Genomic DNA, 12,505 nt, shown 5'->3' on the forward strand with positions numbered 1-12,505 from the left:
TGCCTTTTTTAGATAAATTGTCCCTTGATAATCAAATATTTAATTATTTTTCTCTTGACATTTTACCGCAGGTCTTTATGTTTCTTGCAGACTTTAACTGAAGTTCTTGTTCCAAGTAAGATGAGATATGTTTTAGAATGCTCTTTAATGTATAAGTTTATTACATAAACCACCCAAAACATACGTATCATCATATAGCTAATAAGGTTTCATCAACCTTGTAACACCTTATTTATGTTCCAAACTTCCCTATTTTGCTGCAATTTATTCAAAAAGTAACTTCTGTTCTTTTACAACCAGGTTACTTTATGTAACCATAATAATAGATTAATATACTATTGTCAAATAATTAACTTACAAATAATAACCAAAAATTTTTTACTTCCCTGTTGTTAGCTCTTACAAAACAATTTATAATATGAAGTAAGGGGCTTTAAATGGAGATGTATAAACAAACACGCCAAATTATTAGTTCCATTTTAAATAGCAATGTATTTTTACTCAAGCATATGACATAACGAAATAATGAATATGAAGCTGTTACGAAACGCAGTATAATTGCATATGAATGAGCATCAGATGACAACATCATGTCTTCATGTGATAAAAAATAAAAAGGGAGAATAGTGGATGGGAAAACGAATTTTCTACTTTATATTAACGAATGTTTTAGTATTAGTAACGATTAGCATTATTTTTATGCTTATACCAGGAACATGGAATTATATTGGAGAAGATGGACAATTACAGCTTGGAACACTACTCATTTTTAGCGCCATCATTGGATTTACCGGCTCGTTTATATCATTAGGTCTATCTCGTTGGATGGCTAAGAAAATGATGGGCGTCCGCGTGCTAGATCCGAATGACAATCTAAGCCAGCAAGAACGAGAAATTGTCGACACGGTGCACCGTCTTTCTCGTTCTGCAGGTTTAATGCATATGCCTGAAGTAGGTATCTACGATGCAAAGGAAGTAAACGCCTTTGCTACAGGTCCTAGTAAAAAACAATCTCTTGTTGCAGTATCGAGCGGTCTGTTGCACGAAATGGATAATGATGCTATTGAAGGAGTTATTGCCCATGAAGTTGCACACATTGCTAATGGCGATATGGTGACGATGACGCTGTTACAAGGAGTTGTAAATACATTTGTTGTCTTCCTTGCCCGAATCGCAGCTTTTATCGTGACGCGCTTTGTAAAAGAAGAGTTGGCACCTATTGTCCATTTCCTTGCGATTTTATTCTTCCAAATTATCTTTTCTGTTCTTGGCAGTCTCATTGTATTTGCTTATTCAAGACATCGGGAGTTTCATGCTGATAGAGGAGGAGCTGACTTAGCTGGTAAAGACAAAATGCGACACGCATTGGAAGCTCTAAAAATGTATTCGAGTCGTGTGCGTGAAGAAGAAAAATCAATTGCTACGTTAAAAATTAACGGTAATAAAAAAGCGTCTATCTTTTCAACACACCCAAGCTTAGATGAGCGAATTCAACGCTTATCGTAAAAACTGTATTGGGTCTGCAATGATAGAACAGAATTTTTATGAGATTGAATAAGATTTTAAAATGCTATTGGTTAAAGCCGTCTGCGACTTAAGCTAGCATATGAAGATCTAAATCGATCAGAAGTTAACATTTCAAAACAGAAATATTGAGGCAAACCCGACCACCATGGGATCGGGTTTGCCTTATTTATGATGGTTTCCGCTAATCCTACATCAAGGTTATCTGACTGTTCACAACATAAAATTTATTAGCATTACAAAAGAAGCAACACCATTTCCGGTCAGGAAAACCATTCGTTGTTAGTTTAATTCTGTAACTAGCACTCTTCCCGTTTGCCTGCCAGTAAATAAACAGCCTCCAACGAAGGTTCCTTCCAATGATCGGTAGCCATGAATGCCGCCACCTCCAAACCCCGCTGCTTCCCCTACTGCAAATAACCCTGTAATTGGTTTATTGTCGATATCAAGAACACGTCCTAATAAATCGGTTTGCAAGCCTCCTAATGTTTTCCTGCTAAGTAAGTGAAGCCGAACAGCAACGAGCGGTCCATTTTTTGGATCTAATAACTGGTGAGGAGCTGCAACACGAATCAACCGATCACCTGTATAATAACGAGCACCTCGAATAGCCGTTACTTGGGCATCCTTTGTAAATCGGTTATCCATCTCCCTATCCCTAGCGCGAATTTGTTTTTCAACTTGTGACACGTGTAACCGTTTTTCTTTCGTTAATCGATTCATGCCGATCACTAAATTATCTAAATTAGACGCAATAATAAAGTCTTCCCCTTTATCCATAAACGCTTGAATTGGTTCAGGAGCTCCCGGTAAAGCCCGCTTTAATACTTTTTTCAAACTTCTTCCTGTTAAATCTGGGTTTTGTTCTGATCCAGATAAAGCAAATTCTCGTTCTATAATTTTTTGATTTAAGATAAACCATGAATAGCTATAGCCTGTGTTTTGAATTGCTTCTAGCGTACTTAACGTATCAAACCCAGGGAAATTAGGTGCCGCTAATCGATTTCCTTCCGCATCTAACCATATGGACGATGGGCCTGGCAATATACGGATACCATGTTGCGGCCAAATGGAATTCCAATTCTTAATCCCTTCCGTATAATGCCACATGCGATCACGATTAACGACTCTTGCTCCTGCATCCTCTGAAATAGCGAGCATGCGTCCATCTACATGCGCAGGAACACCAGAAAGCATTTGTTTTGGAGGCGGACCTAGGCGTCTAGGCCAATGCTTACAAATCAACTCCATGTTCCCTCCTATTCCCCCGCTTGCTACGACAACTGCATCAGCTTGATAATCAAATTGGTCGATCACTTTCCTTGAACTCACTTCTCCTCTTGCAACATGACTTGCTTCAAGAATAGAACCTTTCACGCCTGCTACTACACCATTATTTGTTACCAGCTCATCCACACGGTGTCTCGACAAATACTGAATCAAACCGTTATCTATATGTGTTTGCACCCTATCAACAAATGGCTTTACAATACCTGGTCCTGTCCCCCAAACGATGTGGAATCGTGGCACAGAATTACCGTGGCCATCAGCCAGTTGTCCCCCCCTTTCTGCCCAGCCGACAACAGGAAAAAAGCGCACTCCCATTTCATGAAGCCATGCCCGTTTTTCACCAGACGCAAACTCCACATAAGCTTCTGCCCATTTCTTTCCCCAATTGTCTTCCTTGCGATCAAATCCTGCTGTACCAAGCCAATCTTGCCATGCCAATGCACTAGAATCGGCAATCCCCATGCGACGTTGTTCTGGCGAGTCCACTAAAAATAAACCGCCAAATGACCACCAAGCTTGCCCTCCAAAAGATTGCTCTGGTTCTTGGTCCAATAATAAAACACGTCTATTACCATTTGCTGCTTCCGCTGCAGTAACAATACCCGCTAATCCTGCGCCGACAACAATAATATCTGCGTCCACCATGATCCCCCCCTGCTTCTAAAAATCCATTTATGGAAAGAATTCGATACAAGGAAGAAAAAATCCTGCTTTATTCGCAATTTTGCAAATTCAATTTTTAGTTACGATGCAGGAGCAAAGGCTCGTTTAGAACGTAGTGAATGGAACGGAGATAAAGGAATCACGCCACTCAAACAGGAGGATGCCGGCGTCTGGGCAGGAAAGCCCATTTTTAGTCATCCTTCCTCTTAGGGACGAACCGATGGGGCCTTAGCGTAGGGCGGCAATTTCGTGAAGCCGCATCGTTGCTGGGTGAGATCCTGTCATGGCTATTCGGTTATTTCGTTATCCTCAAGCACCTATTTTTACTTTTTTATCTTATAAAAAAGCACCCTATCCTATTTAACAAATTTATTGTTGTTTCTTCATTGCCCGAACTCCTGTTAGATAGGTAGCGACATATGATAAATCAGGAAATACCATATCCGCATAGCGGAGATTTTTCTCTCTTTCCCCTACTAAAATTGTTGCTGTGCCAGCCTTTTTTCCTGCTTCCATATCAGCATGGCGATCACCTACCATATAGCTCGTCGATAAATCAATATGGTACTTTTTAGCTAAGCGAGTTACCATAGCAGCATTTGGCTTTCTGCATGCACATCCGGCATGTGGTTTATGCGGGCAATACGCCACTGCATCAACTACTGCACCATAAAGCGCTAATTCTTCTGCCATTTTTTGATGAACTTTAGCTAATTCACCTTCTGTCATGTGACCAAGTCCAACTCCACCTTGATTTGTAACGACAAATACGAAGTATCCCAGAATATTAAAGTGCTTTATCGCCTCACCTACACCGGGTAACAAATAAAAATCTTGCGGCTGATTAACAAACTTAACACATTCCGATAATACTTCATTAATAACGCCATCACGATCAAGGAAAACCCCTGATGATTGCATTTTCTCACCTCGATTTAAAGTACTTCTTCCAACATTACCTGATCCCGCCCCTGTATCAAATGATCTACATCAAAGTGAAACTTCAGCCTGTGGTAATATTCTTTCATCCCTCACTAATTGTTGTAAGTACTGTAATGATATGACCTGACCTAAAGACCTTTTACGAAAAAGGGCATTTAGGTGCTATTATCTCCCTTAAACTAGTTGTATTGAAGTGGGGACCTTACAGCACCTTATATACGGGATAAACAAATGTTCAGGCTCATTTTTTAGATAGCAAAAAGCTTCATCTCTCCTGTAGAAATGAAGCTTCTATATATTATGTCTAGCCCCTTTGTTTTCATGCATCTAATTAGCCGTTATCTTTGTTCTACAAGTTCACGCATCGTACCATTTTTCGCATAATTCATATGCCAGCTAAATGCCTTTTCCAAGTTATGAGGTGTCTGCCCGCCACCTTTTAACGCTTCTCTGTAATAATCCCATAATTGCTCTCGATATATTGGGTGAGCACAATTTTCTATAATTAACGGCACACGCTCTCTTGGCGCCAACCCTCTTAAATCTGCATAGCCTTGTTCAGTAACTAGTACATCTACATCATGCTCGGTATGATCCACATGAGATACAAATGGAACAATACTGGAAATATCTCCTTGCTTGGCAATTGATTTGGTTACAAAAATAGCTAACCTAGCATTTCGGGCGAAGTCCCCAGAACCGCCGATGCCGTTCATCATCTTTGTTCCAGATACGTGCGTCGAATTTACATTGCCATATATATCTGCTTCCAGTGCAGTATTAATTGCGATAATCCCTAAACGACGAATAATTTCTGGATGATTGGAAATTTCTTGCGGACGCATAATAATTTTGTCACGGTAATTATCAAAATGGCTAAATACCTCCTGCATTTTCCCTTCCGACAGTGTAATCGAACAGCATGAGGCTACACTTACTTTACCTGCATCAATTAGATCGAACACAGCATCCTGTAGGACTTCCGAATATACTTCCAGATCCTTAAATTCCGAATGAATCATGCCATGAAGTACTGCATTTGCCACCGATCCAATTCCCGATTGTAAGGGTGCCAACTTTTCAGTTAAGCGTCCTTGGACAATTTCTTTTCGTAGAAAATCTAATAAGTGTCCAGCCATAATCTCTGTTTCCTGGTCAGGCTGCACAATCGTAGAAGGAGAGTCCGGCTGATTCGTAAACACAATCCCTTTAACCTTATCTATATCCATTGGAATACCTATTGTGCCAATCCGCTCCTCGACTTCCTTAAGCGGAATTGGCTCTCGCTCCCCTTGCAGATTCGGACTGTATAAATCATGCACTCCTTTTAATGCGGTTGATTGCGCGGTATTAATTTCAATAATAATCGCCTTAGCATGTTCAGCAAATACAAGCGAATTTCCAATCGATGTTGTCGGAATGACCTGCCCGTCATCTGTTATCGAAATCGCTTCCAATATTGCATAATCTACCGGTTCTAATACATTCGCTCGCACCATTTCTGCTGTGTGTGAAAGATGATGATCCACAAATAAATGTTCTCCAGCATTTATTTTCTTTCGCATGGTTGGATCTGCTTGAAATGGTAAGCGTTTATGAACGATGCCTGCCTCTGCCATCATTTTGTCAATATCAGAGCCTAAAGAAGCACCTGTAAACACATTGACCTTCAGCTTCTCACCAGATTTGGCTCGTTGAATAAGCGCTGTTGGCACAGCTTTTACATCCCCTGCCCGGGTAAAGCCGCTTAAGCCTAGCGTCATGCCATCTTGGATCCAAGCTGCTGCCGTTTCTGCAGTCACTATTCGATCATGTAAACGTGCATCACCGATTCTATCTAGTTGTTTCCCCATCCCTAGACCCCTTTCCGTTTTATTAAGAATTTACAATCTATTTTATATGAAGCGCTTTCTTTTTTGCGGTTCTATGACAGAGATAGATAGAATCGGTTTGAAACAGTAAATTTATTGTTTAAAACAGCTAGTTTTAAAACCCTAGTAATTTACGAAAATAGCTGGAATATGATTGACTAACTGGAAGTTGATCCCCGTTATCCATAGCTAATAAAAAAGTGGAGTGAGTATCTGGATAAATATGTGTAATATGATTTACGTTTACGATAAATGAACGATGACAGCGGATAAAATATTCTCTCGGTAGCATATATTCAAATTCCTGAAGCGCTTTTCGATGTATACCCGTGAATTCTTTCGTAACTACCCATGTTTTTCTGTCCTTTACTTCTAAATAGAGCACATCACTAAATGAAAGTGGTTTCCACCCATCTGATGTCTTTACCGTAATGACTGATTTTCCTTCTGTTAAAGCAGGATATATAGCCATAACACAACCTTCTAATTCATTTTGATAATGAAATGGTACAGCCATTCCATGATAAGGAATACCATACACTTGACGATCGATAAATTCGGACACCTTTTGTTCCGTCACCATTGCTTTATTTGCTAACGTTCCTTCTTTGATTGGATCCCCCGGACGAATCTTTAAATCCACACGCAGGCTTGGTCGATAGTAAATATATTCTGTCGTCGAAGTTACAGCTATGGAAATTTCATCGGAAAACAACTCTCCAATAACGTCCAATAAAGAACTTGTAGTAAGTCGTTGCATCGTTTTATAGTTACTCCTTTATACCTCATTTCTTTTATATAAAGTGAAACACTGATTACGGTTCATATAATTATAGCCGTTTAATAAGCTGACATGTCGCTTCATCATTGATTTTTTAGCGATTCTTTTTAAATGAATCTGGCATAACTGTTGCAATTACTTCTCCTTTAGCACAACAAACCTCATCTGCATATACTTCCGTTATCACCTTAAACTTTTTAGGATGAAGCTCCTCCACTACCCCAATCGCTTTCAGTTCTGTACTATGTGGAGTAGGTTTCATAAAATCCACTTTTAACGAAGCAGTTACAAATCGAGGCGCTTGAGCTCCATCGCCTATGACATGCCCGTTTTTCTTATGAAGGACTATCGAGGCAGAACCAGTACCGTGGCAATCGATTAACGAAGCTAGTAACCCTCCATATACAAACCCAGGAATTGCAATATGCTCCTCCCGTGGTGTATACGTAGTCACCGTTTTCTCCCCGTCCCATACTGTTTTCAAATGAAGACCCGTTTCATTTCGCCTGCCGCATCCATAGCACCAAGCATAATCTTCTGGATAAATATCTTGAATCGCCTTTGTTTCCATTACATCTCCCTCCTTTTTGCTTAGTATAACATAGCTATGTTGGGTGAACAGTACCTAGTTATTTGTCCATTAAAGTATATTAATATTACTAATATTCTGTTATAAAACCAACCAGAATCAAGTAATGACATCGTTCATAATGTTCGCTAGAATAAGCATAGAAGGGGTTGTTCAAATAAATCTACTCCGTTAAAATAGTAAGTTGGGGTTATATTTTCATGATAAGCGTTTGAACAAATTAAAAAGAATTTTTAGAGATGGGGTTTTGTGGCATGAAAAAATTAGTCATATTAGGTGGGGGATATGGCGGACTGAAAGCGCTATTAGGATTACTTGATCATCAGCTGCCAGAGGATGTTGAAATCACCCTTGTCGACAGGAATCCATATCATTCCGTAAAAACAGAGTTTTATACCATTGCTGCTGGTACGTCTGCAGATAAAGATGTTCGCCTGCATTTTCCAGACGATCAACGAGTTCGTTATGTTTATGGGGAAATTGCGAAAATTGATACATCTAAGGCTGCGATCTCTTTTTCCAATATGAGTGAAATCATAGCTTATGATTACCTTGTTATCGGCTTAGGATGTGAGGACAATTATCATGGCATTGAAGGAGCACAAGAATTCACCCATAGTGTACAGACGTTCTCCAATGTAAGAAAAACAGGACTTGCTGTTTGTGATTTAAAGGCATATGGAAAGGTTTCTATCGTTGGTGCTGGGTTGAGTGGCATTGAAGTAGCTTCAGAGATTAGAGAGAGCAGACCCGACCTCAATATTCGCTTACTTGATCGTGGTGCAACGGTGTTAAAAGCATTTGACCCAAAGATTCAGCAATATGTATCCGAGTGGTTCGTGGCGAATGATGTCGATGTATTGCATCATGCAAATGTCGAATATGTAGAAAAAGATGGCGTCTGTAATAATGGTGTCTGTTATGTGAACGATGTTACCATTTGGACGGCTGGCGTTAGACCAAATTATTTAGTTAGGGAGCTCCCCTTTGTCAAAGATGAGCAAGAAAAAATCGTTGTAAATGAATATTTCCAAGTACCAGAAAACACGAATATTTATGTAGTTGGTGACTGCGCTTCTTCGGAATATTCCCCAAGCGGGCAGCTGGCGGGTCAGCAAGGTGAACGAGTCGCTGAAGTATTATTAGCAGTACTGCAAGGCAAACAACCAAAGAAACCAAAGGAAATTAAATTAAAAGGGACGTTAGGCTCGCTTGGAAAATCAGACGGATTTGGCAATATGATGCAGAAGCCATTGACTGGTTTATTACCACGGATTGCAAAATCAGGTGTGCTTTGGTTAAATAAACGTCATTAAACAGTAACATAGGTCTGTTTATGTCTTTAAAAAATAATGGCCCTTCACCAGCGGAAAAAGGGACATTTTTGGCAAATAAAGATAGCCTTTTTAAGGAAAATAAAAAATAAAGCTTCTATTCGTGGGATTTCTTTTAACTCCTACTAGTTATTAGAAGAACAGACAAGCAGTTTGAGCTCAGATTCATCCCCATGGATTCACCACATAGAGCGGTCGAGGACTCACTGGCAATTTTATGTGGGATTAAAATGGCGTGTTATTCCAAGCAATCGGCTTCATGTAATCCTTGATAAATGCTACGGGGAGAAACGCCTCCCCGTTGATAAAGTGAAATTTTGATCATTAGGAGTGTCTTTCTTCTTCCACTGATGAAGTACAAAGGCTCAAGCCGCAAGTTCCCTTGAAAAAGAAGAACGCTTTTTCTGCGTGCGAGGTGTCGCTTCCGAAGCTTTTCTTGTCCTGTTGTAATGCCTTTTTCGTTAAATATCTTACTGGCCCAACGAGTCGGGATTTTAGGTGCCGTTATCTTTGACTTAGACTTATTGGTATCTACTTGATCTCCCCGAAATGGGGTTTTACGAGCACCTTACGTTTTGGAATAAAACATCTCAGACTCCAAGCCAACGCGGATATAAAGTCATCTCCTGTTACATCATCAGTTGTACAAGGCTTGGTGCAATAATTGATACGACCAATGCACTCATGACCATCGATATCGTGCTGACTGCACCTTCCAGCTGATTCACCTCCATAGAAGTAGCTGTTCCAATTGCATGAGAAGCACTCCCCATGCCTACACCTCTTCCTAAATAGTGATCTACCTGAAACAACCGAAATACATAATGGTGCATGAGCACACCACCGATACCTGCAATCATGACAAATATAGCAGCTAGCGGCATTACTCCGCCGATTGATTCTGTTACCGCCATAGCAACAGGCGTTGTTACCGATTTTGGCGTTAATGAGTAAACAATGGTTGCTTCAAATCCTGCCCACTGAGCAAGCAATAGGCCTGTAGATATTCCAATAATCCCTCCGAGCAATGTTCCTGCTACTATCGGCGCAGCCACTTTTTTTAATGTATCTTTATATCTATATAAGGGATATGCAAGTGCAACTACTGCTGGTCCGAGCAGTTCATTAATCCATTTCCCCCCAACCATATATGTCTCATAAGGGATACGAAAAGTGATTAGAACCACAATGACCAGGGTGGTAGCTACTAATACAGGAGCAGTTAACGAATGATTCCACGTGCGATGAACCCATAATGCAATATGATAAATCGCAAAAGTACCACAAATAGCTAAACTAGCAATCAAAAATTCACTCATGCTTCCATTCCTTTCTACGCATCAGCCATTGGCTAAAAAATCCGGAGCCACCCATCACCAACATCGTGCTCACTAACACGATTAAGATTAATAAAGAACCTTTTCCTAAAAACAAATCATAATACTCTATAATTCCTACTGTTACGGGAATAAAAAAGAAGGCTAAATTAGCAACAATGTAATTGGCACCTTCTTCAATCCAAGATACTCGAACGAGTTTTGTACTTAATAATAGAAACAACACAATCATTCCAATAACACTTCCTGGGATAAATAAATGCAACGTGCGTTGTATCCAGTTACCAAATTGGAAAATGATATACAATAAACCGATATGCATAATCATTTTTCCTACCTTTTCCACGTTTCTTTCCTCCTTGCCATTTTCAAACGAATACTCTATATTATAGCAGTTATTTTTCATTGTTGGTAAACGAATAGCTTCTATAATAACAAAAAAATCAGAGTAAGCGCTGTAAAACGTAAAATTTAATGAAATCTATAAAAATTGCCAAGGCATTACTTCCTGCCTTGGCAATTTTTTTCATTAATGTTGTCTCATTCCTAGCTGGCAATGCGAACTTCGGAAAATTCCATTTTATAGGGGTAAATCCTCTTTTTCTTTCACATCTAAAATTGCTTCTTTTACAGACTCCCCCATGTTGGCATGCGTTTGATTTACAGTTGCATGTACTTTTGTCGGCAGTCCCCATAATTTTATAAAACCTAGTGCTGCTTCGTGATCAAATGCATCATCTGCATTATACGTCGCCAAATCAAAGTCATATAACGACTGTGCTGACTTTCGGCCAACCACTTGAGCATGTCCTTTGTACAGCTTGACCTTTACAATTCCAGACACGTCCTTCTGCGTTTCCGAAATAAAAGCAGTTAATGCTTGCGTTAATGGCGAATACCAAAGACCATCATAAACAGCCTGTGCCAGTTTTTGTTCAATTAACGGTTTAAACTGTGCTACCTCTCTGGTTAACGTTAATGCTTCCAGTTCCTGATGCGCAGCAATTAGCGTTACTGCTGCTGGAGCCTCATAGATCTCACGTGACTTAATTCCAACTAGTCGATTCTCTACATGATCAATTCTGCCGACGCCGTGCTTTCCTGCTATTTGATTTAATTGCAAAATAAGCTCTTGCAATGGCAGCTTTTCGCCATCTATCGAAACAGGCTTCCCTTGCTCGAAAGCAATTTCTACAATTTGCGCTTCATCTGGGGCTGCTTGCGGATCCGTCGTTAAATCAAAAGCCTCTTGCGGTGCTTCGATCCATGGATCTTCTAAAATCCCACATTCATTACTCCGTCCCCAAAGATTTTGGTCAATGCTAAATGGATTATCTAAATCGATCGGCACCGGAATATCATGCTCTTTAGCATAGGCAATTTCTTCTTCTCTCGACATCGCCCATTCTCTTACTGGTGCCACAATATCTAACTTTGGCTCCAAAGCTGTAAAGGCGACGTCAAACCGTACCTGGTCATTTCCTTTTCCTGTACATCCATGTGCGACCGCAACTGCTCCTTCTTCTTTCGCGATTTGAACTAAAATCTTTGCAATGAGTGGTCGTGATAAAGCTGATATTAATGGATATTTCCCCTCATATAATAAGTTAGCCTGTAATGCAGGTAACACAAATTCATTAGCAAATAATGCCTTTGCATCAATTACATACGATTTCACAGCTCCTACCTGCAATGCTTTACGTTGAATAAAATCGAGATCTTTCCCTTCTCCTACATCAAGCGCAACGGCAATCACATCATAATGATATTTTTCCTGTAACCAACGAACCGCTACAGATGTATCCAATCCACCCGAATAAGCTAAAATAATCTTTTTCTTCCCCACAACGGACACTCCTTTAACCAATCTATTACTGAAACATTATGCACTATAATGAATAAATATTCAAGGGCTATTCGCATGTTTTCTTATGAATTTTTACAATTCCTATGCGTTATTATTTTTCCTTGTTAGTGATAATGCTATAATTTAACTGTAAATAATTATTTTTTACGCCACTTTTGGATATCCCTGCCATAAACAGCATGTATCAATATCCCTAGACAGATACAAACGTATTTCATATACCCAAATACAAAGAAATACCTTTCAAAATTGATGGAAATCAAGCAACCCTATGATAATGAACAGCAATGTAGAACAAAGGCGCAGA

The 12,505-nt window shown here is 39.7% G+C and carries 10 protein-coding genes; 2 read left to right on the forward strand and 8 right to left on the reverse strand.

From position 1 onward, the window contains the following. Positions 1-630: 630 nt before the first annotated feature. On the forward strand, positions 631-1,506 hold the full coding sequence (htpX, locus tag D1839_RS11235; protein WP_120379997.1) for a protease HtpX: 876 nt from the start codon (positions 631-633) through the stop codon (positions 1,504-1,506). 300 nt (positions 1,507-1,806) lie between these two features. Here htpX and D1839_RS11240 read toward each other — a convergent pair whose 3' ends face one another. The 5 genes from D1839_RS11240 to D1839_RS11260 all read right to left on the reverse strand — a co-directional run bounded on the left by D1839_RS11240 (position 1,807) and on the right by D1839_RS11260 (position 7,642). Beyond that, a complete protein-coding gene (locus D1839_RS11240; RefSeq protein WP_199690089.1) occupies positions 1,807-3,459 on the reverse strand; it encodes an FAD-binding dehydrogenase in 1,653 nt (550 codons plus the stop codon). A 387-nt stretch (positions 3,460-3,846) separates the two neighbouring features. Beyond that, positions 3,847-4,398: a D-glycero-alpha-D-manno-heptose-1,7-bisphosphate 7-phosphatase gene (locus tag D1839_RS11245; protein ID WP_120379998.1), complete on the reverse strand. Its 552-nt coding sequence runs from the start codon at positions 4,396-4,398 to the stop codon at positions 3,847-3,849. A 359-nt stretch (positions 4,399-4,757) separates the two neighbouring features. Then, entirely contained in the window at positions 4,758-6,272 is a 1,515-nt protein-coding gene (locus D1839_RS11250; protein WP_120379999.1) for an acetyl-CoA hydrolase/transferase family protein, read from the reverse strand. Positions 6,273-6,405: 133 nt separating this feature from the next. Then, the gene (locus tag D1839_RS11255; protein WP_120380000.1) at positions 6,406-7,050 is read right to left on the reverse strand and encodes a LytTR family DNA-binding domain-containing protein; all 645 of its coding nucleotides are present in this window, start codon (positions 7,048-7,050) and stop codon (positions 6,406-6,408) included. A 115-nt stretch (positions 7,051-7,165) separates the two neighbouring features. Continuing rightward, positions 7,166-7,642 carry a PaaI family thioesterase gene (locus D1839_RS11260; protein ID WP_120380001.1) on the reverse strand — a complete coding sequence of 159 codons (477 nt, stop codon included), beginning with the start codon at positions 7,640-7,642 and terminating at the stop codon, positions 7,166-7,168. Between the two features lie 272 nt (positions 7,643-7,914). Here D1839_RS11260 and D1839_RS11265 point away from each other — a divergent pair, with 272 nt between their 5' ends. Beyond that, complete coding sequence (locus D1839_RS11265) at positions 7,915-8,976, forward strand: NAD(P)/FAD-dependent oxidoreductase (RefSeq protein ID WP_120380002.1); 1,062 nt, start codon at positions 7,915-7,917, stop codon at positions 8,974-8,976. 647 nt (positions 8,977-9,623) lie between these two features. Here D1839_RS11265 and D1839_RS11270 read toward each other — a convergent pair. The 3 genes from D1839_RS11270 to D1839_RS11280 all read right to left on the reverse strand — a co-directional run bounded on the left by D1839_RS11270 (position 9,624) and on the right by D1839_RS11280 (position 12,177). Next, positions 9,624-10,313, reverse strand: a complete 690-nt coding sequence (locus D1839_RS11270; protein WP_120380003.1) for an LrgB family protein — start codon at positions 10,311-10,313, stop codon at positions 9,624-9,626. Continuing rightward, positions 10,306-10,677 carry a CidA/LrgA family protein gene (locus tag D1839_RS11275; protein ID WP_199690090.1) on the reverse strand — a complete coding sequence of 124 codons (372 nt, stop codon included), beginning with the start codon at positions 10,675-10,677 and terminating at the stop codon, positions 10,306-10,308. Before D1839_RS11275 ends, D1839_RS11270 begins: the two co-directional genes overlap by 8 nt. Before the next feature lie 234 nt (positions 10,678-10,911). Next, positions 10,912-12,177, reverse strand: a complete 1,266-nt coding sequence (locus tag D1839_RS11280) for an argininosuccinate synthase (RefSeq protein WP_120380005.1) — start codon at positions 12,175-12,177, stop codon at positions 10,912-10,914. Positions 12,178-12,505 lie beyond the last annotated feature (328 nt).

Source organism: Roseburia sp. 1XD42-34 (assembly GCF_009917385.1).
In the GTDB taxonomy this organism is placed as follows: Bacteria; Bacillota; Bacilli; order Bacillales; family Amphibacillaceae; genus Virgibacillus.

Bases quoted from the DNA above. Each gene is read 5' to 3' on its own strand.
- htpX (WP_120379997.1), top strand. From the start codon at position 631: ATGGGAAAACGAATTTTCTACTTTATATTAACGAATGTTTTAGTATTA.
- D1839_RS11240 (WP_199690089.1), bottom strand. From the start codon at position 3,459: ATGGTGGACGCAGATATTATTGTTGTCGGCGCAGGATTAGCGGGTATT.
- D1839_RS11245 (WP_120379998.1), bottom strand. From the start codon at position 4,398: ATGCAATCATCAGGGGTTTTCCTTGATCGTGATGGCGTTATTAATGAA.
- D1839_RS11250 (WP_120379999.1), bottom strand. From the start codon at position 6,272: ATGGGGAAACAACTAGATAGAATCGGTGATGCACGTTTACATGATCGA.
- D1839_RS11255 (WP_120380000.1), bottom strand. From the start codon at position 7,050: ATGCAACGACTTACTACAAGTTCTTTATTGGACGTTATTGGAGAGTTG.
- D1839_RS11260 (WP_120380001.1), bottom strand. From the start codon at position 7,642: ATGGAAACAAAGGCGATTCAAGATATTTATCCAGAAGATTATGCTTGG.
- D1839_RS11265 (WP_120380002.1), top strand. From the start codon at position 7,915: ATGAAAAAATTAGTCATATTAGGTGGGGGATATGGCGGACTGAAAGCG.
- D1839_RS11270 (WP_120380003.1), bottom strand. From the start codon at position 10,313: ATGAGTGAATTTTTGATTGCTAGTTTAGCTATTTGTGGTACTTTTGCG.